The following is a 25,546-nucleotide window of genomic DNA, read 5'->3' on the forward strand; positions in this document are numbered from 1 at the left end:
GGTTGTGATGGGTGATGATGAGCACATGTGGCTGACGGAGAGGTTCGGGCTGTCGGTGCCGGTGATCGGTGCGCCGATGGCGAATGTGAGTGGAGGCCGGTTGACCGCGGCGATCTCGGCTGCGGGCGGCCTGGGGATGCTCGGCGCGGGTTCGGCGGTGACGGCCGAGTGGATCCGGACCGAGGGTGCGATCGCGGCGGCGAGCGGCAAGCCGTACGGGGTCGGATTGATGGCCTGGGCGGTCGACCAGCATCCGGACCACCTCGAAGCGATCCTCGAGCTCAAGCCGGCCCTCGTCTCACTCAGCTTCGGCGACTACCAGCCGTACGTCGCACCCCTGCAGCAGGCGGGCATCGTCGTCGCGACCCAGGCCGGGACGGTCGCGGACGCCCGCGAGGCCGTCGCCGCCGGCGTGGACCTGATCGTCGCGCGCGGCGCCGAGGCCGGAGGACACGGCCGGAATGCCGTTGCCACATTGCCGTTGCTGCAGGCCGTCCTGGATCTGACCGACCTGCCCGTACTCGCGGGCGGAGGGATCTCCGGCCCGCGTGGTCTGGCAGCCGTGATGGCGGCGGGTGCCGCCGGCGGCTGGATCGGTACGGCGTTCCTCACCTGCGTCGAGGCACAGACCAAGGAGTCCGCACGGCAGGCGATCATCGCGGCCGACGAGACAGCCACCGTCTACGGCACGGTCTTCGACGCGGCGTCGCGGGCCGGTTGGCCGGACGAGTTCGGCGGCCGGGCGCTCCGCAACGCATACTTCGACGCGTGGGAAGGCCGCGAGCAGGACCTCAAGTCCGACGACGAAGGACATGCGGAGTACGTCGAAGGCAGCAAGGCCGCCGACCCCGCCCGCGCATCGATCTACGCGGGCGAGGGCGTCGGCGCCCTGACCGGTGAGCCGACCGCGGCCGAGGTGCTGGCCGGCTTCGCGTCGTACCGCGACTACTTGAGGGCCGCTCTCAGCGACGGGTCCAAGTAGTTGTTGTGAGCAACGACCAGGTCGTTGCACAGGGCCCAGATCTGTTCGACCGGTAGCGTCCCGGAGGTGGCCGGGTCGACCATGACGGCCTGGCGGATGGCGCGTGGGTCGTGGTTGATCGCGGCGTGGACGGCGAGCTCGGCGACGTTGAGGTACGAGCGGTTGAGGGCGGCGCACTGGGGTGGGAGTTCGCCGACCGCGGTCGGTTGGACGCCCGACGCGTCGACCAGGCTGGGGACCTCGACGGTGGCTCCGGACTGCAGGTTGGGGATGAGGCCCGTGTTGGGGACGTTGGCGTAGACCGTGCGAGGGGTGCCCGTGACGATGCTGTGGATGATCTGCGGGGCGTACTCCATCGTCGGTTCGACCTCGAGGGGCTCGCCGGCTTTCAGGGCGCTGCGGGTCTGCTCGTACGACGCGAGGTTCTCCGCGACGATCTCCAGGTAGGCGCCGATCGGCAACCGCAGTCGGTCGACCTCCGAGGCATGACCGAGATACCACGGGACGTACTCCGAGGAATGCTCGCTCGTCTCGGTCGGGTAGAACCCGAGTCGGCGGTACATGTCGACGCGTACCCGTCGGAGCAGCTCCGGGTCCGCCGCGATCGCCTCGTCCAACCGGTCGTACAGGTTCTCGGCGCCGCGTTCGAAACGCAGTACCCAGGACTGGTGGTTCACGCCGGCCGCGAGGTACGTGACGTCCTCGTACGGCACGCCGACCAGCTCGGACAGGCCCTGCATCGTCCAGTACACCGAGTGGCAGAGGCCGACGACCTTCTTGACCCCGAGCGCCTTCAGGTACCAGACGTTCATCACCATCGGGTTCGTGTAGTTCAGCAGCCACGCGTCCGGGCAGACCTCGGCGATGTCCTTCGCGAGCCCGCGCAGTACCGGGAAGGTCCGGAGCGCCCGGAACACGCCGCCGACGCCGAGCGTGTCGCCGATCGTCTGCCGGATCCCGTACCGCGCCGGGATCTCGAAGTCGATCTTCGTCGCCTCGTTCATCCCGACCTGGACGATGTTGATCACGAAGTCGGCGTTCTCCAGAGCCGCGCGCCGTTCGAGGTGCGCGCTGATCTGCACCGGCCGGTCCTGAGCGAGGTACGACGCGGCCGCTGCCGCCGAGTCGAGCCGTTCGGGATCGATGTCGTGCAGCGCGATCTGCAACGGACCGAGATCGAGACCGAACAGATCGGCCAGCAGTCCCTGGGTGAAGACCACACTGCCCGCACCGATGAAAGCAATCTTCGTCATGCCGTGGCTTCTTCCCAGGTTGATTGAGCCGCGGTCCCGCCGGCGGCTCTCGTGGACAGCGAGCCGCAGGTTGCGGCGATCGCCAGTGCGCGATCAGGTTTCATGCCGTTGAGTACGGCGGCCACCCAGCCGGCGTCGAAGCTGTCACCTGCGCCGACGGTGTCGACCGTGTCTACTTTCACCGCCGGTGCGGTGATGACCCTGGAACCGTTGTGGGCGAATGCACCCTCGGCCCCGTTCTTGACCACAACGAGCGGGCCGCGGCGGGCGAGGATGCCGGCGGCGTCCTCCACCGAGTGGTGACCGGTCAATGCCAGCGCCTCCGCCGCATTGGGGAGGAAGTAGTCGGTGACACGCAGGACCGGGTCGAGGACCACCCGGTCCCACTTGCCGGCCGGATCGTCGTTCGGATCCAGTGACGTGGTGGCCTTGGCGGCCTTCGCCTCCTTGAAGATCCCCGCCAGCCCGCTCGCCAGCTCCGGCATCAGGTAGAACGACCCCGCATGCACATGCCGCACCGACCGCAGCAGCGAACGAGGCACATCCGTCGCAGCCGTACTGGGCATACATCCCGCTGACGTCAGGATCGCGCGATCGTCCCCTGAGGTGAGGATCGTGGTGAGCGGGGTGGGAAGCGACGGATCGGTCACCAGCGCGTCAACATCGACGCCCCGGTCCGCGAGCGCCGTACGCACGAACGCACCGGCGGCATCGTCGCCGACCCGCCCGGCGAACGCGACGCGCAACCCGAGCCGCGCAGCGCCGCACGCCATGATCGAAGCCGATCCGCCGAGCACCAGCGAGCCGGAGGGAACCAGCCGTTCCCGCTGCCCGAAGAGGATCGGCTGCGCGACGGGCCCGACGACAACGTCGGGGTTCGCATCGCCGATCACGAGAAGATCGATGGTCATGGGGCCTCCCGGCCTGGACTGAGGAGTGGAGGGAGCGAAGCGACCGGAGCGACGAGGGAAGGCCGGGAGTCACAGCCCCATGACCTGCCGCGCCGGAGGCGTGGCATCAGTAGAGTCATATCAGCCCTTGAGTCCGGTGGAGGCCAGAGAGCGGATGAACGCCTTCTGGGCAAGGAGGAAACCGAGCAGTACTGGCAGCACCGTGATGACGTTGCCGGCCATCACGGCCGCCCACTGGGTGTGGTGCTGGCCCTGGAACGTGGTCAGGCCGAGCTGGAGGGTGTACGTCGAGTCGCTGTTGATCGCGATCAGCGGCCAGGTGAGGTCGTTCCATGTCGCGAGGAACGTCAGTACGGCGACCGTGCTCAACGCCGGCCGCGCCAGCGGCAGCACGATCGAGATCAGGATGCGGAGCCGTCCGCAGCCGTCGATCCACGCCGCCTCCTCGAGCTCGCGCGGCAGCGAGACGAAGAACTGCCGGAACAGGAAGACCGACAGCGGCGTGACCAGCGACGGCACGATCAGCGCGCCGAGCGTGTCGATCAGGCCGAGCTGCTTCATCACCAGGAACGTCGGGATCATCGTCAGCTGGAACGGGATCACCATCGTCGCCAGCATCAGCCCGAGCACGACCTTCGACCCGGCGAACCGGATCCGGGCGAACGCGTACCCGCCGAGCGACCCGAGGACCAGGTTCGCCGTCACCGCGACCGCCGAGACGATGAACGAGTTCAGGAACCACCGCGGGAACAAGGCGTTCCCGAGCACGTACCGGTAGCCGCCGAGGTTGATCCCGTGCGGCCACAGCGCCGGCGGGAACCGGTTGATCTCGGAGTTGCTCATCACCGAGCTCACCAGCAACCAGACCAACGGCAACGCGAACAGGATCGCCAGCGGCGCGAGCACGAAATGCCAAGCACTGAAGGGTAAACGCTTCATCGGGAAGCCGCCCTCCGCCGGTAGACCTGCAAGATGACGCCGATCACCAGCAACGCGACCGCCAACGTGTACGCCGCTGCCGCGCTGTAGCCGGCCGTGAACGTCTTGAACGCCTTCTCCCAGATGAAGTACACGATCACCGTCGTCGACCCGAGCGGTCCGCCCTTCGTCGTCACGTAGACCAGATCGAAGACCTGCAACGCGTTGATCGTCTGGAAGAGCAGTAGGAAGATCGTCACCGGCGTCAACGCGGGCAGCGTGACGTGCCGCAGTACGCCCCACCGTCCGGCGCCGTCGATCCGCGCCGCCTCGACCAGCTCGCTCGAAACTCCTTGCAGGCCGGCCAGATAGACGATCACGCAGAACCCGGTCCCGCTCCACAACGAGATCGCGACGAGCAGGTACAGCGCCTGACCCGGGTCGCTGAAGAATCCCTGCGCAGGCAGCCCGAGCTTGTGCAGCACCGAGTTCGCGACGCCGAACTCCGGATCGAGCACGAACGAGAACAGCACGCCCTGCGCCGCCGCCGACACCACGAACGGCACGAAGACCAGCGTCCGGTACAGCCCGATGAACGCGATCTTGCGATCCAGCGCGATCGCGATCGACAACCCCGCGATCACGCTCAACGGCACGTACAGGACCGTGTAGATGAGCGTGTGCGAGACCGCCGACCCGAACGCCGGATCCTTCAGCAGCGCCTTGTAGTTGGCCAACCCGACCCACTCGCTCGGCGACACCAGATCGTTGACCTGGAACGACAACAGCAACGACCACAACACCGGTACGACGCTGAGCCCGAGGATGATCACCACCGAGGGACTGACGAACGCCCACCCGGTCGCCCCTTCGTTCCGGGCCCGCCGTTTCGCGGCCGCCCGGCTCCGCGGGTCGACCGTGAACGTGCCGACCACGCTGGCCATCAGCTCGGCACCGCCAGCACCTGGTTGCACTGATCAACGGCCTGTTTGAGCGCGTCCGCAGGACTCTGCTTCCCGAGCAGAACGGCGGCGATCGCCTCGCCGACGTGCTGCGAGATCTGCGGGTACGTCGTGATCGTCGGCCGCACCTTTGCCGTGTCGAGTGCCTTGACGAACACGTCCAGCCCGTTCGTCTCGGTGGAATGCTTCTTCCACTGCGGCAGGTCCGCGGTGGCCTTGGTGATCGGCAGGCTGCCGCCCTTCATGTCCCACTGGATGTCCTGCGCCGGCTCGGCCAGCCAGGTGACGAACTCGGTCGCCGCCTTCACCTTCGCCTTGCCGTTGTCGAAGATCGTCCAGGTGTCCGGTCCCGAGATCGTCAACGGCTTCCCGGAGTACGACGGCAGCGGTACGACGCCGTAGTCGAGGCCGGCGTCCTTCAGCTCCGGGAGCTGCCAGGGGCCGGTGGCGACCATTCCCATCCGGCCGCCGAGGAACACCTGGTACAGCTGCTCGCTGCCCGGCTTCGGGTCGACGTACAGGGACTTGTCCGAGCGGAGTCTGTCGAGTGTCTCCAGGGCTTTCTGGCCGACCGAGTCGAAGCCGACCTTCTTCCCGTCGCCGCTGACGACGTCGCCGCCGAGGTCCCAGATCATCGGCCAGATCCGCCAGACCGTGTCCTCGTCGCCGACGCCCGGCCAGCCGGTGCCGAAGATGCCCTTGGCCGGGTTCGTCAGTTGCTTCGACGTGGCGACGAAGTCGTCCCAGGTCCAGCCGGCCTTCGGCGCCGGTATGCCGGCCGCGGCGAACAGCTTCTTGTTGTAGACCACGCAGAGCGAGTCGAGCAGGGCCGGCGCGGCCCGGACCTTGCCCTTCACACTGACCGCGTCCTTCGCGGCCGGCCAGTAGTCGTCGATCTTGAGCTGGCCGGTGAGATCGGCGACCTTCGGGCTCTTGGTCAGGCTGGCGAGGTCCGACCCGAAGATGTACGCGATATCCGGGTAGGACCCCGCCGCCAGACCGGCGGTGACCTTCTGCAGCATGCTGTCCGCGGTGACCCCGCCACCGCCGCCGACCACCTTGATCTTCGGGTGACTGCTGTTGAACGCGGTGATCAGCGAATCGATCGCGGCCTTCCCGGTGTCGACCTGACCGTGCCAGAGGTCGAGCGTGACGACGCCGTTGGCATCGGCGCCTTCGTCGTCGTTCTTGCCGCAGGCGGCGAGCGTTCCGACGGCCGAACCGGCGAGGGTTGCGGCGGCCGCGGCCCGGAGGACGTCGCGGCGGGACAGGTTTCGAGCATGCATGAGGGTCTCCAGAGCGATGGAGGAGGGATTCAGCAGGTCTTACGGACGTATCCGGGGTCACCCGGGGTCGAGACGTCCACGTCGCGCTGCACGATCGTCAACGTCCCGCCGTACTGCGAGCAGGCCGTCGAGCGGCCGCTGTCGGTGTACTCGATCACGATCACGTTGTTGCCAAAGGCATCGACGTAGTCACCGCACTCGTCGTACTGGCCGCACTCCTCGGCGACCGCGAAGTCCAGGCCGACCGCCTGCCGGGAACCGGCCAGCTCGACCGTGTTCTTCTGCGCGATGGCCAGGTTCTTGGCGTGTGCGTGGGTGGCGAGCAGCGTCAGGTACGCCTTCGCGTTCGCCGCGGTGAGCAGCTTCTTCGAGCGGGTGTAGCTGTCGTAGTTGTCCGGCTCGATCGCCTTGTACCCCTTGGCGGCACACCCGTCGATCCAGCCGTTGACCTTGGCGGCGATCCGGTTCCGCTTGTCCGCCGTACGGACGTCGAGCAGCGCTTCGCCCCAGTCCTGGTCGATGACGACCCTGCCCTTGGCGTCGCGGAGCAGCAGGTCGGAGTCCCACTGTCCTTGCTCGCCGGGCTGGACCTGGAAGGCGTTGACGTAGCAGATGTTGTAGAGCCCGGCCGCCGGTGCGGCGGTCCGGTCGCGGGTGACCACCTGGACGCCGGCGGGCGGCGTGTAGGCCCCGCCGATCTGGTAGTCGAACTTGGCGTGCGTCGGCGGCAGGGTGACGGCCGCGTCGGCCGAGGTCCGGGTGAGGACGATTCCTGTGACTGCCAGGGCGGTGGCCGCCGTTCCCGCGAGGAGACGGCGAGAGAGTCTGGACACGATTTGCTCCATCGGTCCCGGGGACGCGACCCCGCCTCGGGCCTCACCTGAACCCTGGCGCCGGAAAACCGGACTTCAGGCCCTCGGCCTGCTACCGGCTGGGTGCGTCACTGCCGAACAGTTAAGCGACGAGATGACCGTGCGGTCAAGGGAAACTTGCAAACAAGTGCGCGAATTCCGCCGGATAGTGCGGCACTGCGCATGGGAAGGGTGAGGGAAGAGCCAGGGAAGGCCGCCCTCCTAGCGTCCTCGGCAGACACCACTCACCGAGGAGGGGACCATGACCACCGCAACCGAGAGCCCGCGCCGCAACGGCGTCGACACCGCGACCCTGTTCGCGACGATCGACGCCGTCAAGGGCCAGAACGAGATCGCCAAGTTCCAGTTCCGGGCGAGCAACACCTGGGTGTCCGGGACGCACAGCCGCTCGACCGCGTCGGACTTCTTCGGCGCGATGCAGGAGCTCCGGCACAAGTCCGACACGGTGGTCGAGTTCGACCACCCTGAGGTCCTGGTCGGCACGGACCACGGGCCGACGCCGGTGGAGTACCTGCTGCATGCGATCGCGGCCTGCCTGACCGCCGGTGTCGCCAACATCGCCGCGGCCCGTGGTGTCGAGCTGACGAAGGTCACCTCGACCGTCACCGGCGACATCGACCTGCTCGGGATCCTCGGGCTGTCCGACGGCTCGGTCCGCAACGGCTACGAGCAGATCCGGGTCGCGTTCGCGATCGAGGGCGACGCGGACGAGGAGACGCTGCGCGGCATCGTCGAGCAGTCCCGGCGCCGGTCGGCGGTGTACGACGTCCTGGTCAACCCGACGCCCGTGGCGATCGACGTCACCTGCTCCTGACCATCGCCGTACCAGCCGAGGGGGACCGGGATGACCACCATCGACACCGTTGTGATCGGCGCGGGCCATGCCGGTCTCGCCGTCAGCCGGCTGCTGACCCGGGCCGGGCGCGATCATGCGGTCATCGACCGCGGCCGGATCGGCGAGAGCTGGCGCAGTGCGCGCTGGGACTCGCTGCGGCTGCTCTCACCGAACTGGATGATGCGCCTCCCGGACTGGGACTACCAGGGGCCGGACATCGACGGGTTCCTGCCGGCGGGCCGGTTCGTCCGGCACCTGGAGCTTTATGCACAGTCGTTCGACGCGCCGGTCGTCTCCGGTGCCACCGTGCTCGAGCTGTCCGGTCCAGGACGCAGTGGATATCGGGTGGTCACTGACCGAGGCAACTGGCGTGCGCGGCACGTCGTCATCGCGACCGGACCGGGGCTGCCTCGTGTACCTGCCGGGCTGCGTGAGGTCGTCACCGCGGCCGCCTACCGCAACCCGGCGCAGCTCGCGCCGGGAGGTGTCGTGGTGATCGGGGCCTCGGCTTCCGGCGTACAGATCGCCGACGAACTCAACCGGGCCGGCCGCGACGTGTACCTGTCGGTCGGCCGGCATACGCGGGTGCCGCGCTCGTACCACGGAAAGGACGTCTTCTGGTGGCTGGAGCGGACCGGGCGGCTGGCCCGCACCATCGACGAGGTCCGTGATCCCGCGGCCGCGCGGCGGGAGCCGTCGATGCAACTGGCCGGCCGGCCGGGCGAGCTCGACCTGGTCACGCTACAGGCCGACGGCGTCCGGCTGCTCGGCCGCTTCGACGGGATGGACAGGATGGACGGGAGCCGGGCGCGCTTCCGGGCGGACCTGGCCGAGACTGCAGCCGCGGCCGATGCGCGCATGTACCGCCTGCTGGACTCGTTCGATGACTCACGTGGGGAACGGCCACCTGCGCTGGTGCCGCCGACGACCCCGAGCAGTGTGGATCTGCGCCGTGCAGGCATCGGCGCTGTGCTCGTCGCCACCGGATACCAGCCTGACTACCCCTGGCTCCGGTTGCCGATAACGGGTCCGGACGGTCAGATCCAGCAGGTTCGCGGCATCACGGCAGCACCCGGGGTGTACGTCGTCGGCCAGCGCTTCCAGCATCGACGCGACTCGGCCTTCATCGACGGAGCCCGTCACGACGCGGCGTACGTCGTACAGCACTTGCTGGCGTGCAGTGCGGAGCCGGCCGCATGAGCGCGCCGTACGACGTACTGGTCGTAGGCGGCCGGGTCGCGGGAGCGTCGACCGCGATGCTGCTGGCGCGAGCCGGCGCCCGGGTCGCTCTGCTGGAGCGGTCCGCCTATGGCAGCGACACCGTGTCGACGCATGGCCTGATGCGGGCCGGCGTGATGCAGCTGTCGCGGTGGGGATTGCTCGATCGGCTCACAGGTACGCCGCCAATCCTGCGTACGACGTTCCACTATCGCGACCGCGAGCCCGAGCAGGTGGCGATCCGTGCTCTCTACGCTCCGCGCCGTCAACTCCTCGATCGGGTCCTCGTCGATGCCGCGGCCGAGGCCGGCGCGGAGATCCGGCATGGCGTGGCTGTCACCTCACTGCTTCGTGACGAGAGCGGTCGGGTCGCCGGCGTTCGCATGCGCGACGGTTCGGAGCTGACCGCCGGGATCACGATCGGCGCCGACGGCATTCGATCGACCGTCGCTTCGGCGACCGGCGCTCCCGTCGTACGCCGGAGTCGATCGCGCAGCGCCGTCCTGTACCGGTACTACGCCGGCGTGCAGGCAGCCGGCTACGAGTGGGCCTACGCACCGGGCGGGGCCGCGGGACTGCTGCCCACGACCGACGGGGCGACCTGTGTTTTCGTCGCGACCACGCCGACGCGGATGCGATCGCTGCGCCGCGACGGTGCCGAGCAGGCCTTCGCCACACTGCTCGCGGACATGGCGCCCAGCCTGACCGATCTGCTGATCCCGGCGACGCCGGTGGATCGGATGCACGGCTGGGCCGGCGCGGCTGGATTCTTCCGCCAGGCGTGGGGACCGGGCTGGGCGCTGGTCGGGGACGCTGGCTACTACAAGGACCCGATCACCACGCACGGGATGACCGACGCTCTGCGCGACGCCGAGCTGCTGAGCGACGCATTGACCGGGCCTGGTCCCGAGTCCGCGGCGCTGGCGAAGTACCAGGCGACCCGCGATGAGCTCTCGAGTGCGCTGTTCGAAGTGACCGAGTCGGTTGCGTCGTACACCTGGACTCTCGACGAGGTGCGGGTGCTGTTGCGGAAGGTCAGCTCGGCGATGAAAGCCGAGGTCACACAGTTCTCGCTGTAGAAGGGGATTCCGCTGACGCCTACGATCCGAGATGTGCAGGTCAGCGTGCAGCTGCTGGGCGGCTTTGTCGTCATCGTGAACGGTGCGCCGATCACCGCGGACCGGTGGACCCGGCGGGGTGCGGCAGCGCTGGTCAAACTGCTGGCCTTGGCACCTGACGGTCGGCTGCACCGGGACCGCGTCGTCGACGCCCTGTGGCCGGAGCTCACGCTGGACGTCGCATTGCCCCGGCTGCACAAGGCCGCGCACTATGCGCGCGGCGTGCTCGGTGATCGGGATGCCGTCGTACTGAAGGGTGAGGTGATCGCGCTGTTCCCGGGCGCGCGGCTCGAGGTCGACGCGACCACCTTCGAAGCTGCCGCCGAGGACGCTCTCGCCGAACCGCCCGCACCCGAAGCCTGCGCCGAGGTCTTGAAGCTGGCCGGTGAGCTGCTGCCCGACGACCTGTCCGAGCCGTGGCTGGAAGAACCCCGCGAACGCTTGCGTCTCCGGGTCCTGCGACTGCTCCGCTGCGCCGGCCGGTGGGAGGAGCTGCTGGCCCTGGACGCTGCGAACGAGGAGGCGCACGTCGAACTCCTCCGCGAATCCGTGCTCGCCGGAGATCGCACGAACGGGCTGCGTCGCTACGCCCGGATGGAACGAGTCCTGCACACCGAACTCGGCCTCGCACCAGGGCCTGAGGCCGTCGTACTGCGTGATCGTCTGCTGGCCGTTGATCCCGGACCGCATTCTCCGCCTGTCGCTGGAGTAGCCCGGGGTGCCGACCGGACGGATCTGGTCGAGCGCGACGCGGAGCTGGCGCAGCTCGGTGCGGCGTGCGATCTGGCCGTCGACGAGGGACGCGGTGTGGTCGTACTGGTCTCGGGGGAGGCCGGCGCCGGGAAGTCTGCTCTGGTGCGCGCTTTCCTCGACGGACTGAGCCCGGCCATCCGGGTGGCGGTCGGCGGGTGCGACGACCTGTTGGCGCCGCGCAGTCTCGGACCTTTCCGCGACATGGCCGAGAACAATGCCGAGCTGGCGGCGGCGCTGTCCGGCGATCTGCCGGCCGCCTTGCTGCGGATGTTCTCCGGGCGTCCGTCGGTCGTGGTGGTCGAAGACATCCACTGGGCCGATGACGCCACGCTGGATGCGGTCCGCTTCCTCGCGCGCAGGTTCCCCGGCATTCCTGCGGTGTTGGTGCTCACCTTCCGCGACACCGGGATCGACGCTGGTCATCCGCTCCGGCAGTTGCTCGGCAGTCTGACCGGTCCGTCCGTCAAGCGAGTGCTCTTGCCGCCGCTGAGTGTGGAGGCGGTACGACGACTGGGCGCGGTGGCTCCGGGCGAGGCAGTCGAGATTCACCGCGTGACGCAAGGGAATCCGTTCTTCGTCACCGAAGTGCTCGCCGGCGGCGGAACCGGTGTACCGCACACCGTCCTCGATGCCGTCCTCGCGCGGCTGGGCACCTTGTCGGCTCCCGCGCGGACATTGGTCGAACGGTTGTCCGTCATCCCGACCCGGACCGAGCGATGGCTCGCCGAAAACCTCGCCGATCCCGGCGTGCTGCTCGAGGTCGAGCGGTCCGGGATCGTGACCGGAACCGACGCGACCGTTGCCTTCCGCCACGAACTGGCCAGGCAGGCGATCGAGTCCGCGCTGACCGCAGGGGAGCGGATCCAGGCCAACAAAGAGGTGGTCGACGTACTCCTCGGGCGTCCAGAGGTCGAGCCGTCCCGGTTGGTGCACCACGCCGAGCGGGCCGGCCGGATCGACGTCATCCTCGAGTACGGTCCGGACGCGGCGCTCGAGGCTGCGCGGCTCGGTGCGCATCGGCAGGCGGTCGGCGTGTTGGACGTCGTACTGCGGCATCGTCACCTGCTCGCCTCACGGCTCGCGGCCGAGTTGCTCACCCGGCGGGCCTATTCGCTGTACGTCGTCAACCGGTTCGCGGCCGGGCTGGAATCCGCCGAGGCGGCTGTCCGGGCGGCCACGGAGGCCGGCGATGCTCTGCTGCTGGCCGAGGCGTTGCAGGTGCTGGCCCGGGTGGCGATGTTCGCGCGCGGTCCGATGCGGGCGCGGGAGGCGGCGGACCAAGCCGTCGAGGTGCTGGAACCGCTGGGTGACGATGCCCGGCTCGCGGCCGCGCTGATCGAGGTGGGCCGTGCCCACAGCAACCTGGCGACGGTCGCCATCGTCGCTGAGCCCAGCGAGCGCGCCGAGGCAGCAGCCGAACGGGCTCTGCAGATCGGGCAGCGTCTCGGCCGGCCCGAGCTGGAGGCGCAGGCCAGGTGCTATCTCGGTGATGCCCGCCTGGCCCGGGGAGATCCACGCGGCGAGGCGGACCTCCAGCGCGCGATCTCGCTGGCCGGGGCGGACAGCAGGATCGAGACGCTGGTGCGGTGCTACGTGAACGCGGCCGGCGGCGCCTATCGCAGCGGCCGGCTGGACGACGCGGAGAAGTACGTCGCCGGCGGACTCCGGGCCGCGGCCGACGGGGAGTTCTTCGCGGGGCAGTACCGGTTGCGGCTCACCACGGCCGCGGTACAGGCGAGCCGCGGGAACTGGGACCGCGCCATCGCCGACCTCCGGGACCTGCTCGACACACCGGGAGAACCAGGCGCGATGGCGACGCTCGCTCGGAGCCTCCTGGCCCGGCTGCTCGCGCGGCGCGGCGACGCGGAGGCCGGTGAGGTTCTGGCGGCTTCGCTCACCGATGAGGCGTTTGCGGACGACAGCTTCGTGTCGACGCGACTGGCGGTGGCGCAGGTCGAACTCGGCTGGCTCGACGGCTCGCTGGGTTCACTCACCGATGAGGTACGGCAGGCTCTCACACTGGCCGACGGACATCGATCCGTGCACGGCGAGCTGGCGGCGTATCTGAGCCGCGCCGGGATCGACGTACCAGCTCCGATCGACGCGCCTGGCCCGTGGGCGGCGACGCTGGCCGGCCATTGGGAGGAGGCCGCCGCCGAGTGGGGACGCCTCGGCGAGCGGTACGAACAGGCGGTGGTCCTGGCGACCGCCCCGGACCGTACGGCGCGAGCGCGGGGACTGCGTCAGCTCCGCGAACTGGGCGCGGTCAGCACCGTCCTCGCAGTCTGAGCCCATCCCTTGACGGATGGATTTAAACCGGTTTAAGTTCTGTTTAAACCGGTTTAAATGGAGGCTCGAGTGAGTAAGCGCCCGACGATCGCGGATGTGGCTCGCCGGGCCGGCGTGTCGAAGGGGTCGGTCTCGTTCGCGCTCAACGGGCGGCCCGGACTCGCGCAGGCGACCGTCGACAAGATCCTCGCAGCCGCCGACGAGCTCGGCTGGCGACCGAGCAACCGGGCCCGTTCGCTGTCGGTCTCGAAGGCGTTCGCGCTGGGCCTGGTGATCACCCGGGATCCGGCCGTGCTGTCGTCGGACCCGTTCTTCCCGGCCTTCATCGCCGGGGTCGAGAGCGTCCTGTCCACGCGTGGTCAGGCGCTGGTGCTGCAGGTCGTCATGGCCGGCGAGTCCGAGGAGGACGGGTACCGGCGGCTCGCGCGAGATGCTCGGGTCGACGGGGTGTTCCTCTCCGACCTCCGGCACGACGATCCGCGGATCGACCTGCTGGTCGAGCTCGGCCTGCCCGCCGTCACGCTGAACCGGCCGGACGGGGAGTCGCCGTTCCCGGCGGTCATCCTGGACGACCGGCCCGGGACCCGCGCTGTCGTCGAGCACCTGGTCGGACTCGGCCACACCCGCATTGCCCAGGTCGCCGGCCCGCCCGCCTTCGTGCACGCGACCGCCCGGGCGACGGCGTTCGTCGAGTCCCTCACCGCGGCCGGCCTCGAGCCGTTGACCGAGACCGGCGACTTCACTGCCGCTGGTGGAATCGAGGCCACCCGCCGGCTGCTCGCGCTCCCGGAGCCGCCGACCGCGATCTTCTACGCCAACGACCGGATGGCGATCGCCGGTCTCGGTGCCGCGCAGGCCGCCGGCCTGACCGTGCCGGACGACCTGAGCATCGCCGGCTTCGACGACAGCGAGCTCGCCGAGTACGTCCATCCCGGTCTGACCACCGTCCGCGCCGACCCGTACCGCTTCGGCGAGGCCGCGGCCCTCACCCTCAACCAGCTCGTCGACGGCGCCGCCGACGTACCCGACACCGAGCTCCCGCCCGCGCAGCTCGTCGTCCGCGGCTCCACCGCATCGCCCCCCGTGTAGTCCCCTGGAGGAAACATGAAGTTGCAAGCTGGACTGCTGGCCGTTGTCATGGCCGGCTCGCTCGTCGCGTGTGGCGACAGTGGCGGCGGCTCTGGTGACGCCGACGCCGCGGCCAAGGCACGCGGACCGATCACGATCTGGTACTCGAACAATGCCGAGGAAGTGGCCTGGGGCAAGCAGATGGTCGCGGCCTGGAACGCGCAGCATGCGGATCAGAAGGTCACCGCGCAGGAGATCCCGACCGGGAAGAGTTCCGAGGAAGTCATCGGTGCCGCGATCACGGCCGGGAACGCGCCGTGCCTGATCTTCAACACCTCGCCGGCGTCGGTGTCGCAGTTCCAGAAGCAGGGCGGCCTGGTGCCGCTCGATTCCTTCTCCGACGGCAAGTCCTATATCGAGGACCGGTCCGGAGACGTCGCGCAGCAGTACAAGTCCGCCGACGGCAAGTACTACCAGCTGCCGTGGAAGTCGAACCCGGTGATGATCTTCTACAACAAGAAGGCGTTCGCGAAGGCGGGCATCGACACCACCAACCCACCGCTCAAGACGTACGACGAGTTCCTCGCGACGTCGCGCAAGGTGGTCGCGGCGAAGGCCGCCAAGGTCGCCATCTACCCGGCGCCGAGCAACGAGTTCTACCAGTCGTGGTTCGACTTCTACCCGCTGTACGCGGCCGAGTCCGGCGGCAAGCAGCTCGTCGAGGACGGGAAGTCGACGTTCGCCTCGGACGAGGGCAAGAAGGTCGCTGCGTTCTGGCGGACCATGTACCAGGACAAGCTGGCCTCGCCGGAGAAGTACACCGGTGACGCGTTCGTCGACGGGACGTCGGCGATGGCCGTGGTGGGTCCGTGGGCGATCGCGACGTACAAGGGCAAGGTCGACTGGGGTGTCGTCCCGGTCCCGACCTCGTCGGGTAAGCCGGCCAACGAGATCCACACGTTCAGCGATGCGAAGAACGTCGCGATGTATTCGGCGTGTAAGAACCGTGGCACTGCCTGGGACGTGTTGAAGTTCGCGACCAGCCAGGAGCAGGACGGCAAGTTCCTCACCGCGACCGGGCAGATGCCGCTGCGCAAGGACGTCGCGACCACGTACGCGGACTACTTCACGAAGAACCCTGACTACAAGGTGTTCGCCGACCAGGCCTCCCGTACGGTCGAGGTGCCGAACGTGCCGAACTCGATCACGATCTGGCAGACCTTCCGCGACGCGTACTCGAAGTCGGTCATCTTCGGCCAGCAGGACCCGGGTCAGGCGTTGGACGAGGCCGCACAGAAGGTCGATCAGCTCGTCAAGCAGTCATGAGGCGCGGACCGCTCACCCGAGTCATGGGTGAGCATCCGGTCGGCACAGCGTTCGTCACGCCGTACGTCGTGTTCCTGGCCGCGGTGTTCGCGTATCCGCTCGGGTTCGCCGTCTACATGTCCTTCCACGACTACTTCTTCGCCGCACCGGGCGCGATCGTGGACCGCCCGTTCGTGGGATTCGACAACTACGTCGCAGTGTTGTCGGATCCCGCGGTACGGCGGGCGTTCCTGAACGTGCTGATCTTCCTGGTGATCAACGTCCCGCTGACCGTCATCCTGTCGCTCGGGCTGGCGAACGCGTTGAACGCCGCGATCCGCTGGCGCACGTTCTTCCGGGTCTCGTACTACGTTCCGTACGTCACCGCGAGCGTTGCGGTCGTCGGAGTATGGCTGTTCCTGTTCAACTCCAACGGCCTGGTCAACTCGATCCTCGGACCACTAGCCCCGGATCCGTCCTGGCTGGTGAACTCCAAGCTCGCGATGCCGACCGTCGCCATCTACGTGACCTGGAAACAGCTCGGCTTCTTCATCCTGCTGTATCTGGCCGCGCTGCAGAACGTGTCCAAGGATCTCTACGAAGCGGCGTCGATGGACGGCGCGGGGCGTTGGAAGTCGTTCCTCAACGTGACGGTGCCCGGTGTGCGGCCGGCGACCACCTTGGTCGTGTTGCTCGCGACGGTGACCGGCGCGAACCTCTTCACCGAGCCGTACCTGTTGACCGGAGGCGGCGGTCCGGACGGAGCATCCGCGTCACCGGTCCTGATCATGTACCAGCGCGGAATCGAGCAAGGCAATCCCGACGTCGGGTCGGCGATCGGAGTGTTGCTGGTGATCGGCGTACTGCTGCTCGCGCTCATCGAACGACGATTCGTGGGGAGGGAGGAGGACTGATGAAGCTCAAGTTCGTCGGGCTGCTGGTCGGCGCCTTCGTGTTCCTGTTCCCCTTCTACTACATGCTGATCGGCTCGTTGCAGACCGAGCCGGACCCGTCCGTGGCCGGTGCGCTGCCGAACCCCGGCAACCTCACGCTGCACAACTACAGTGAGATCAACAAGTCGATCCATCTCGGCCGGTCCTTGATCAACTCCGGCATCTTCACCGGCGGCGTGATCCTCGGGACGCTGGTCTTCGGCGTGCTGGCCGGCTACGCGCTGGCGCGGCTGCAATTCCGCGGCCGCGGGCTGGTGTTCAACCTGATGCTGCTCATCCAGGTCGTGCCGTTCCAGCTGCTGACGATTCCTCTGTATGTGCTGATCGTGCGCAGCTACGGACTCGCTGATTCCTACCTCGGCATGATCCTGCCGTTCCTGATCAACTCGACCGCGGTGTTCGTGTTCCGGCAGTACTTCCTGCAGTTGCCGGCCGAGCTGTTCGACGCGGCCCGCATCGACGGCGCATCCGAGCTCAGCATCCTGTGGCGCGTCGCCGTACCGCTGGTGCGGCCGGCGCTGTTGACCGGCGTACTGCTGACGTTCATCGGGCCGTGGAACGAGTTCCTCTGGCCGTTCCTGATCACCAAGCAGCAGGACCTGCAGCCGTTGGCGGTTTCGCTGTCCAACTACCTGACCACGGTGTCCGCACGGGCGGCCAACCCGTTCGGTGCGGTGCTCGCCGGGGCGTGTGTGCTCGCGGCGCCGGCGGTCACCTTGTTCATCATCTTCCAGCGCCGGTTCATCTCGACGAACCTGTCGTCCGGCGTCAAAGGCTAGAAAGGCTTCTCGTGACTGTTCCCTACACCCTCACTCGTGTCGGCGTGCTCATGACCGCCGAACCGGGCAACGAACTCGAGGCCGAGGGCGTGCTGAACCCGGCGACCGGCCACACCCCGGACGGCGCCCTCTACCTGCTTCCCCGGCTGGTTGCTTCGGGCAACATCTCGCGTGTCGGCCTGGCCCGCGTCGAGCTCGAGGACGGCGTACCGGTCGGCGTCGAGCGCGAGGGCGTCGTACTCGCACCCGACGAGGGTTGGGAGCGAGGCAAGAACAACGCCGGCGTGGAGGACCCGCGCGTCACCTTCGTCCCGTCACTGGGCCTCCATGTGATGACGTACGTCGCCTACGGCCCGCTCGGCCCCAAGCCGGCCCTCGCGGTCTCGTCGGATCTGCGGGAGTGGCGCCGGCTCGGTCCGCTGCACTTCGAGTACCAGCCGGATCTCGACACCGACCTGAACCTGTTCCCGAACAAGGACACGGTGTTCTTCCCCGAGCCCGTGCCCGGCCCGGACGGCGAACCGTCGTACGCGATGCTGCACCGGCCGATGTGGGACCTCGGCTGGTTCCGTGAGGGCGAAGGCGTCCACCTGCCCGCCGGCGTGACCGATGACCGGCCGGGGATCTGGGTCTCGTTCGTGCCTGTGGCAGCGGTCGAGGCCGACCTGCGGAACCTCGTCCACCTGCGCGATCACCGGCTGGTCGCGATGTCGGAGTACCCCTTCGAGGAGCTGAAGATCGGCGCGGGACCGGCACCGCTGCGGATCCCCGAGGGCTGGCTCGTGATCCACCACGGCGTCACCGGCGAGCAGCCGGAAGGCTTCGACCCGACCACCCAGAAGGTCTGCTACGCCGCCGGCGCGCTCATCCTCGACGCCGAGGACGTCACCCGGGTCATCACGCGCACCAGCGAACCCCTCATGGTCCCCGAGACCGACGAGGAGAAGATCGGCACGGTCGGCAACGTCGTCTTCCCGACTGCGATCGAGCAGGTCAACGGCACCCAGTACGTCTTCTACGGCATGGCCGACGCCGCCATCGGTGTGGCCAGATTGGACCGTCTGCCATGAACCCGACCCGCCGCACCGTCATCGGCGGAGCCATCGCAGTAGCCGCCGCCTCAACCGTCACCCTGCCCGCCTCGGCAACCTCCAGCCGGCTCTCCAACCTCGCGCACCTCGACTTCCTCCGTGCGTCGGTGACACCTCCGGCGACTCCCGGTCACACCACCTTCGGCAGCGGGCCGGTCGGCGTGCTCTGGACGTACGCCGACCGCCAGTCGGACGGCTCGTACAAACGCATCGGCGGGGGCAGCTATGACGCCTCGACGAACACCTATGGACAGGGTGCATTCAACGCCGACGACATCGCCCGGGCCGCCGTCGTCTACCTGCGGCACTGGAAACAGTTCCATGAGACGACCTCGCTGGACGCGGCCCGCGGACTGCTGCGCAGTCTCACATTCCTGCAGTCTGCGAACGGCAACGTCGTCCTGTGGATGCAGCCCGACGGCACCCTGAACCCGAGCGCCGACCCCGTCGAGCTCCCGGACCCGTCCGACTCCGGCCCGTCGTACTGGCTGGCTCGCACGGTCTGGGCGCTGGGGGAGGGGTACGCCGTCTTCCGCAAGACCGATCGGGCCTTCGCAGCGTTCCTCCGCGACCGTCTCGAGTTGGCCATCGCCGCGCTCGATCGCCAGGTCCTGGTCCGCTACGGCCAGTACAACGTGGTCGACGGCCGCCGCCTCCCGGCGTGGCTGATCGTCAACGGCGCGGATGCGACCAGCGAGGCAGTTCTCGGACTGTCGGCGTACGTGCAGGCCGGCGGCTCACCCCGGGCTCGGCGTGCGCTGACGCAGTTCGCGAACGGCATCGCGGCGATGGCGGCCGGGTCCACCCGCGAGTGGCCGTTCCGTGCGCTGATGCCATGGGGCGAGTCGATCTCCGACTGGCATGCGTGGGGTGCCCAGATGCCCTCCGCCCTGGCTGCCGCGGCTGATGCGCTCGGTGCGCCCAAGCTGCGCGCGCCCGCAATCGGCGACACGGCAGGTTTCACCCCATTGCTGATGACGGCCGGTGGACCTGACAACGGCTGGCTGCCGGTGCCGATCGATCGCACGCAGATCGCGTACGGCGTCGACGCCCGCCTGCAGGGAGTGCTCTCGGTCGGGCTGAAGCAGCTTGCCGCCTTCGTCGCCGCCTGGTACTTCGGTGCCAACCGCGCCGGCCAGCCGATGTACGACGCCGGCACCGGCCGCACGTACGACGGAATCTCCGGTGACGGCACGATCAACCGCAACTCCGGCGCCGAATCGAGCATCCACGGCCAGCTCTCGATGCTAGCCCTCGACGCCCACCCGGACGTCGCCCGCCTGACCGGCACTCCGTCGTACGACGGCCTGCAGATCGTCGAGGCTGAATCCGCCGTCGGCGGTCAGGTGGTCACGCCACCCTCGGCCTGGACCGGCGAATCCCAATGGAGCAACGGCTCCTACCTCTCCCTCGACGGTACGGCGACCTGGACCGTGCCGGCGTCACCGCAGCCGCGGCTCGTCCTCCCGGTGGTCAACCTCACCGACGCTCCGACTCCCGCTCGCACTACGTGGACTGCCGGCACCAGAACCCTCGGCACTCTCACTCACGTCTGCGGCCCGCAGGGCATTTCCGCCGCACCCGGCGCCCTCCTGCCGCTGACGCTCGCCAACCCACTTCCAGCCGGAGCAACCGCTCTCAGCGTCAGGTCGCAAGGCACGGCGCAGCTGGATGCTCTGCTGCTTCTGCCGACCGTCAGCAGTCTGCGGATCGGGGACGCTGTGCTGCTGGCCAGTGTGGACACGCATGCCCGTGTGCTGAGCGTTGCCGGCAAGCACTCGTACAGCTACGATCCGTCCGGCAAACTAGTTGCTCGGGGCAACGCTTCGCGGGCACTCGTCGTACCCGGTGGTTTCACCGTCGTGCTCGGCTGAGCGCTTCGGCACACCAGTCGGCGACGAACATCAGCGCCTGACCGCGTTGGTGGAACAATCGCCGGCTGTCGACCTGGCGGTGATAGGCGTTGTGAGCGGGATCGGACGCGCGGCTGAGCAGACCCGGCAGCAGCCACGCGTACTTGACTCCGGACGCCATCACCGCCAGCCGCACCTGGTCCGAATCACCGAGCCAGCCCGCCTCGTGCAGACCGTCGAGGTAGTTGGCGATACACGTGTCCGCGAGCTCGGGCAGACGCTCGACCGGCCAGAACATGTCGAAGACCGCGTCCGGGATGTAGTTGCCGATGTCCTCGCCGAGCGCGCCGTCACCGGTGAACGCCCAGTCGAACAGCGCGAGCTCACCGGTCGGTCGCTGGATCACGTTCGAGACCCAGAAGTCCAGGTGACAGGTGGCGCGGGGGAGACTCGCGACGAGATCGAGCAGGGCGTCGCGATCAACCATCAGCTGGGTCCAGGCCTGGCGCAGCTGACTCGGCCAGGTCTCGCGGATGAGCGGCTGCTGCCAGGCCGCGTCGTCGGTCAGCACCTGCCAGGGCACTTCGCGGGTCGTCGAGTAGTCGCGCAGGAATCCTGTCGACGTCCACGGCCGGTTCATAGCGGGTTGTGCCTGCCAGCGGCCGAAGGCGCGAGTGAGCGCCGCGTGCTCGGCGAGGCTGAACTGGGTGCCCGACGTGCCACCGATGTCTTCCATCAGCAGTACGGCGCCGTCCGGCCACTCCTCGACCTGCGCCTCGGGCAGCACCAGCCCGGCGTCCGCGAGCCTTTGGCGGAGCTCGTCATCCTGGTACACCTCGAGTTCGCGGCGCCAGTAGTTCCAGTGCCGCGGGTCGGTCGACGCAGCCCACGGACCGGTCGAGTCGGCCGGGCTCTGGAGCTGCTTGCGTACGGCGGTGCGGCCGTCGGCGTACGTGATGCGCTCGACGGTCGCCGTCACCGCATTGAGCGGGTTGTGCCGCAGAGTCGCCGTACCGACTTCCGGGTGACCGGTCATGAAGAGCAATGCTGACATGCGGCGGTGGCTCAGCCCAGCAGCGTCTTAGGTGGTAGACCGGTCAGCGCTTTGACGTCGCGGGTGAAGTGGGCCTGGTCGGCGTACCCGGTGAGTGTGGCGACGTCGGCGAGGGCCAGGCCGGTGCGGGCATGGTCGAGGGCGACGTTCATCCAGAGCACGCGGTCGAGCATCTTCGGTCCGTACCCGAACGCGTCCAGGCAGCGTCGGTGCAGTTGGCGCTCGCTCAGCCCGATCGTCTCTGCGAGCTTGGAGACGCCGGCGCTGCCGCGGAGCAGTCCGCCGCGGACGGTGCGCAGTACGTAACCGATCAGCCGGTCCGGCGGCTCGTCGACCAGCTTGGCCACCTCGACGTCGAGCGCCACGGCCGGGTCGGGCGACGATCTGATCCGGTCCAGGAGCTGCCTGCTCCGGGTCGGCGACCACAGGTCGGCCAGCGGGACGCGCTCGTTGAGCAGCTCGCGAGCCGGTACGCCGAGGAAGCCCGGAGCGGCGCCGGGCGCGAACCGGATCCCGGCGTACTGCGTCCCTCGCGCGGCGCTGCCCGTCCAGGCGTGACTGTCCGGGCCGGCGACGACCAGGTCACCGTCGATCAGCAGGACGTCCATGCAGCCGTCGGGGAGGATCCGGTACTCCCCGCCCTCGGCCGTGCGCGTCCACAGGTCGGCATCCGGGACGCGTGCGGGACGCTCCCGGTACGGCTCGACCGTGACTGTCATACCGCCAGTCTGCTACGGGCCGCCGACAGTTTCTTGTTCAGCGCGGGAGGACGACGTCGAGGACCGGTACGTCGACCGGGAGGTACTTGACCAGGGCAACGTTCTCGCGGACGAGCTCGTCGCGGACCGGTGCGCCGGTGCGGCGGTCGATCACTGTCCGCCAGATCTCGTTCCGGCGGAAGTAGTCCGCGCCGACGCGGAGGAACCGCTCGTCCTTGGCGAACACGCGATACGACTCCGCGGCGGCGACATCGGCGAGGATCTCGCCCTCGAGATAGCGGTCGCCGACGTCCACCCGCAGCTGGAAGGTCTGGTCGGTGTCGTTGCGGAACTGCAGGTCCACGTAGTTGTAGACGATGCTGCAACCCACGCCCCAGGGCAGCACCCGGCCGTTGTCCGGGAACGGGTCGAAACTGTGCGTGGACCGCTGCGTCACGGTCAGCGGCGAGTGCAGCACCATCCAGTGCAGCAGGTTGGCGAGCTGGCAGATGCCGCCGCCGATCCCCGGCCGGGCCTGCCCGTTCGACAGCCGCATGCCCTTCACGTAACCCTTGCGACGGGTCGCGTTGCCGACCACCTTGTTGAAGGAGAACGTCTCACCCGGGCGGATCAGCAGTCCGTCGACCTGTGCGCAGGCAAGCTTCAGGTTGGTCACCTTGTTGTGCTGCATCCACATCTCGGTCTCACCGAGCTGGCGCAGCAGCAGCGACTTGTGCCGCTTGATCCGCACCGGAAGATCGCCGGCCTGCCGGGTCCCGGCGTACGGCGTGCTGGACCTGATCCACTCGAGCCGCTTGAGGACCCGGTGGTAGCGCACCGCCAGCGGGTAGAGCAGCGGCATCCGCTCGCTCCACCGGCGATGATGCACCGCGGGCAGCACCCGCGCCCGCTCCGCGTCACTCAGCTCGTGCACCTCGACCCGCCACGGCGTACCCGGCGTCGCCCCAGCTGACTCCGGTGCGCGCTGTGGTGTGGCGATGATGGTCTCGGACATCATTCCCCCGAAATTCCCCCGAACGAGCTGGCCGGCCCCACGACCGACCTCGGTTACCGTACGCGGCCGCGAGCCCATTCAGATGACAGCAACCGCACGATCCGATTGCGCTCGTTATGACGCCACATGCGTGGCAAGAGTTCGATCCGACGCGATCCGATCGGCACCAGCTCCCCGGCCTCAGCCGATCTCCAGGGCGGTGCAGACCCAGCGGTTCCGGCGGATCTCCATCCGCAGCGCGATCGCCCGCGAGCGCTCACCCCGCCGTACATGCGCAGCCACCTCGGCAACGAACGGCTCCGGCATGAACACCCGCACCGACTGCACACTGCTCTTCTCTTTCGCGCCACGGGTCATCGCGGTCGTGTTCAACCCGAGCAACCGAACCCGCCGATTCAATTCCATGAACACCTCATCATCGGTAAACCGCACCAGCTGCGAAATCGGCCGATCCCCCGCCAACACCTCCGACACAGCCTGAGCCAACCGCCCACCCCAAACCCGAGCCCCCGGCACCCGAGCCCCCTCGCCACCCCGCACCCCAGGCACCCGCACGTCGACCTCGCCGGCCCGGGCTTCGGCTCCCCGCGCTGGAACCTCGCTGGCCCGCGCCTTCGGCACCTGCGGTGCGGCCGCGGTGTGGGTGGGATTCGGGGTGTGGGGCGGCTGGGCTTCGTCAGGTTGCCCAGCCGCCGGCTTGTCGGCCTCTGGCACTACGGAGAGCTTGCGGGCCTGGGGCTGGTGGGTGGTGAGTGCGGTGATGCTCGACGACCGCCGCGGTGCGGACTCGACCCCGAGCCGGGTGATCGCCTGCAGCCGCAGCGCCAGCGCACCATCGGTCAGCTCAGCCGCGTACCGAGCCGTCGCCGGTACGGCGTGCTCCCCGCGCACCGACCGCAGGCGCGGCCGAGCCACGGCAGCAAGCACGTCCGGGGCGGCGGTGGGTTCGTCTGCAGCGGAGGTCGGGTTGACGGCCATGAGAGCCTCCATCGGTTCCGGTGCTGAGGTCGCGTTCGTGGTGGCGAGGTTCTGGGACTGGCTCATGTCACGGCTCCTGATGAGTGGGCGGGAGGTGGCCGGTAGACGCGGGCGGCACACGCAGTACCTGCCCAGGAAGAATCAGGTCGGGGTCGTCCCCGATCACCTGCCGGTTCGCGGCGTACCACTGAGGCCACCGCGCAGCAATCGCCTCATCCGAGGCACCAGCCCCCAGCTCGCGGGCAGCAAGACCCCACAACGAGTCCCCTCCCCGTACGACGACCCGCACAGCCCCGCCAGCCCGCACCTCGGTGTACCGAGTAGGAGCCCCATCAGCAGGCCGATCCGGCACCCCCACTCGCATCCGCTCCCCAGCCGAAGGACGCCCAGAGCCGTCGCCGACGTCCTGCCCGGACGTGGTGCCGGCGGTGTTCTGCCGTGACTCGGCGGCCGACAGCCCCGCGTCCGCCCGACGCGCGTCCGCGCCACCAATCCGCACCTTGGACGCAGGCTCCGTCGAACGCCAACTATCGGCCGACTCCTGCTGGGACTTGGAGCTTTCGGAGACCTGCTGGTTCTCGATGGCCGTCGGCTGCGCGTCAGCCGTCCGCTGTACGTCGGCGCCGCCGATCTGCACCCGGGACGCGGGCTCCGTAGAGCGCCAACTGTCGGCCGACTCCTGCTCGGACTTCGCGGTGACGGACTCCTGCCGGGCCTCGGTGACCGGTGGCTGGGTTGCTACCCGGTGCGTGTTGGTGGTGCCGAGTTGGAGCTTGGAGGCGGGCTCCGTGGGGCGCCAGTTGGAGTCGGTGAGGGAGATGGCGGAGGGGCGTTCGGATTGGGTCCACTGGAGGACTTGGGTGCTGTGGGTGGGGGCGGCTTGGGCGGCGGTGACGGTGAGGGGAGTGACGGCGGCGACGCCGAGGCCGGAGCGGAGTAGGGCGCGGGCTGTCTTCGTCGTGATCCGTCCGGCGACGGCCCCGGCGAGCTCCCCGACCACGCCGGGGATCTGCTCCAGCACCGTCGTGACGACGGCCAGCACCAACCACACGTAGGCGATCCACGCGACCGTCCCGACGGCGAGCACGGTCAGCGAGTCCAGGTCGTACGTCCGGGCGCCGCTGATCGACCCGGCGGTCATCCACCGCAGCAGCAGGCCGACGGCGACCAACGCCAGCAACGCGAGCGTGCCTTTCAGCCCTCGGATCATCGCGTTCATCCCGCTTCGCTTCCGATCTATGAGTTTGCGTTAGTTTGCTTTGGCTTGACCACTATAGACCGGTTCTAGTCGAGCTTTGCAAGTCCTTAACGCACACAGCGTCGGTTTCCGGTGCAGAGAGTGACGACCGACCGTC

The 25,546-nt window shown here is 68.7% G+C and carries 22 protein-coding genes; 11 read left to right on the top strand and 11 right to left on the bottom strand.

Annotation, left to right across the window (positions count from 1 at the left end):
• Positions 1 to 25 precede the first annotated feature (25 nt).
• On the top strand, positions 26 to 982 hold the full coding sequence (locus OHA10_RS18850) for an NAD(P)H-dependent flavin oxidoreductase (protein ID WP_371407532.1): 957 nt from the start codon (positions 26 to 28) through the stop codon (positions 980 to 982).
• Here OHA10_RS18850 and OHA10_RS18855 read toward each other — a convergent pair.
• The 6 genes from OHA10_RS18855 to OHA10_RS18880 form a co-directional block, all read right to left on the bottom strand.
• Positions 946 to 2,235, bottom strand: a complete 1,290-nt coding sequence (locus tag OHA10_RS18855; protein WP_371407533.1) for an alpha-glucosidase/alpha-galactosidase — start codon at positions 2,233 to 2,235, stop codon at positions 946 to 948. The two genes, OHA10_RS18850 and OHA10_RS18855, sit on opposite strands and share 37 nt — an antisense overlap.
• Positions 2,232 to 3,146, bottom strand: coding sequence for a carbohydrate kinase family protein (locus OHA10_RS18860; protein ID WP_371407534.1), 915 nt, complete (start codon positions 3,144 to 3,146; stop codon positions 2,232 to 2,234). Before OHA10_RS18860 ends, OHA10_RS18855 begins: the two co-directional genes overlap by 4 nt.
• A gap of 120 nt (positions 3,147 to 3,266) precedes the next feature.
• Positions 3,267 to 4,085 (bottom strand): carbohydrate ABC transporter permease, encoded by an 819-nt coding sequence (locus OHA10_RS18865; protein ID WP_371407535.1) that lies wholly within the window; start codon positions 4,083 to 4,085, stop codon positions 3,267 to 3,269.
• Complete coding sequence (locus tag OHA10_RS18870; protein ID WP_371407537.1) at positions 4,082 to 5,008, bottom strand: carbohydrate ABC transporter permease; 927 nt, start codon at positions 5,006 to 5,008, stop codon at positions 4,082 to 4,084. The genes OHA10_RS18865 and OHA10_RS18870 overlap by 4 nt, the downstream gene beginning before the upstream one ends.
• Positions 5,008 to 6,312, bottom strand: coding sequence for an ABC transporter substrate-binding protein (locus OHA10_RS18875; RefSeq protein ID WP_371407538.1), 1,305 nt, complete (start codon positions 6,310 to 6,312; stop codon positions 5,008 to 5,010). The genes OHA10_RS18870 and OHA10_RS18875 overlap by 1 nt, the downstream gene beginning before the upstream one ends.
• 29 nt (positions 6,313 to 6,341) lie before the next feature.
• Entirely contained in the window at positions 6,342 to 7,145 is an 804-nt protein-coding gene (locus OHA10_RS18880; RefSeq protein WP_371407539.1) for an endo alpha-1,4 polygalactosaminidase, read from the bottom strand.
• A gap of 280 nt (positions 7,146 to 7,425) precedes the next feature.
• On the opposite strand from OHA10_RS18880, the gene OHA10_RS18885 reads away from it, so the two are divergent.
• The 10 genes from OHA10_RS18885 (at position 7,426) to OHA10_RS18930 (ending at position 20,467) form a co-directional block, all read left to right on the top strand.
• Complete coding sequence (locus OHA10_RS18885) at positions 7,426 to 7,998, top strand: OsmC family protein (RefSeq protein WP_371407540.1); 573 nt, start codon at positions 7,426 to 7,428, stop codon at positions 7,996 to 7,998.
• Positions 7,999 to 8,028: 30 nt separating this feature from the next.
• Positions 8,029 to 9,219 (top strand): NAD(P)-binding domain-containing protein, encoded by a 1,191-nt coding sequence (locus OHA10_RS18890; protein WP_371407541.1) that lies wholly within the window; start codon positions 8,029 to 8,031, stop codon positions 9,217 to 9,219.
• The gene (locus OHA10_RS18895) at positions 9,216 to 10,316 is read left to right on the top strand and encodes an NAD(P)/FAD-dependent oxidoreductase (protein WP_371407542.1); all 1,101 of its coding nucleotides are present in this window, start codon (positions 9,216 to 9,218) and stop codon (positions 10,314 to 10,316) included. The genes OHA10_RS18890 and OHA10_RS18895 overlap by 4 nt, the downstream gene beginning before the upstream one ends.
• Positions 10,317 to 10,349: 33 nt before the next feature.
• Positions 10,350 to 13,397, top strand: coding sequence for an AAA family ATPase (locus tag OHA10_RS18900; protein ID WP_371407543.1), 3,048 nt, complete (start codon positions 10,350 to 10,352; stop codon positions 13,395 to 13,397).
• Between the two features lie 69 nt (positions 13,398 to 13,466).
• A complete protein-coding gene (locus OHA10_RS18905) occupies positions 13,467 to 14,486 on the top strand; it encodes a LacI family DNA-binding transcriptional regulator (RefSeq protein ID WP_371407544.1) in 1,020 nt (339 codons plus the stop codon).
• Between the two features lie 15 nt (positions 14,487 to 14,501).
• Entirely contained in the window at positions 14,502 to 15,791 is a 1,290-nt protein-coding gene (locus OHA10_RS18910; protein ID WP_371407545.1) for an extracellular solute-binding protein, read from the top strand.
• Positions 15,788 to 16,684, top strand: coding sequence for a carbohydrate ABC transporter permease (locus OHA10_RS18915; RefSeq protein ID WP_371407546.1), 897 nt, complete (start codon positions 15,788 to 15,790; stop codon positions 16,682 to 16,684). Before OHA10_RS18910 ends, OHA10_RS18915 begins: the two co-directional genes overlap by 4 nt.
• A complete protein-coding gene (locus OHA10_RS18920; protein WP_371407547.1) occupies positions 16,684 to 17,502 on the top strand; it encodes a carbohydrate ABC transporter permease in 819 nt (272 codons plus the stop codon). Before OHA10_RS18915 ends, OHA10_RS18920 begins: the two co-directional genes overlap by 1 nt.
• Positions 17,503 to 17,552: 50 nt before the next feature.
• The gene (locus OHA10_RS18925; protein ID WP_371407548.1) at positions 17,553 to 18,572 is read left to right on the top strand and encodes a glycosidase; all 1,020 of its coding nucleotides are present in this window, start codon (positions 17,553 to 17,555) and stop codon (positions 18,570 to 18,572) included.
• Positions 18,569 to 20,467 carry a hypothetical protein gene (locus OHA10_RS18930; protein WP_371407549.1) on the top strand — a complete coding sequence of 633 codons (1,899 nt, stop codon included), beginning with the start codon at positions 18,569 to 18,571 and terminating at the stop codon, positions 20,465 to 20,467. The genes OHA10_RS18925 and OHA10_RS18930 overlap by 4 nt, the downstream gene beginning before the upstream one ends.
• Here the strand turns inward: OHA10_RS18930 and OHA10_RS18935 are convergent.
• From OHA10_RS18935 to OHA10_RS18955, 5 genes are all read right to left on the bottom strand, one after another.
• Entirely contained in the window at positions 20,448 to 21,500 is a 1,053-nt protein-coding gene (locus OHA10_RS18935; RefSeq protein WP_371407550.1) for an aminoglycoside phosphotransferase, read from the bottom strand. The two genes, OHA10_RS18930 and OHA10_RS18935, sit on opposite strands and share 20 nt — an antisense overlap.
• A gap of 11 nt (positions 21,501 to 21,511) precedes the next feature.
• Positions 21,512 to 22,219, bottom strand: coding sequence for a helix-turn-helix domain-containing protein (locus OHA10_RS18940; protein ID WP_371407551.1), 708 nt, complete (start codon positions 22,217 to 22,219; stop codon positions 21,512 to 21,514).
• A 37-nt stretch (positions 22,220 to 22,256) separates the two neighbouring features.
• Positions 22,257 to 23,216 carry a VanW family protein gene (locus tag OHA10_RS18945; RefSeq protein ID WP_371407552.1) on the bottom strand — a complete coding sequence of 320 codons (960 nt, stop codon included), beginning with the start codon at positions 23,214 to 23,216 and terminating at the stop codon, positions 22,257 to 22,259.
• Between the two features lie 177 nt (positions 23,217 to 23,393).
• The gene (locus tag OHA10_RS18950) at positions 23,394 to 24,257 is read right to left on the bottom strand and encodes an Rv3235 family protein (RefSeq protein WP_371407553.1); all 864 of its coding nucleotides are present in this window, start codon (positions 24,255 to 24,257) and stop codon (positions 23,394 to 23,396) included.
• 1 nt (position 24,258) lies between these two features.
• Positions 24,259 to 25,401 carry a LysM peptidoglycan-binding domain-containing protein gene (locus tag OHA10_RS18955; RefSeq protein ID WP_371407554.1) on the bottom strand — a complete coding sequence of 381 codons (1,143 nt, stop codon included), beginning with the start codon at positions 25,399 to 25,401 and terminating at the stop codon, positions 24,259 to 24,261.
• Positions 25,402 to 25,546 lie beyond the last annotated feature (145 nt).

This window comes from Kribbella sp. NBC_00662 (assembly GCF_041430295.1).
Classification (GTDB): domain Bacteria; phylum Actinomycetota; class Actinomycetes; order Propionibacteriales; family Kribbellaceae; genus Kribbella.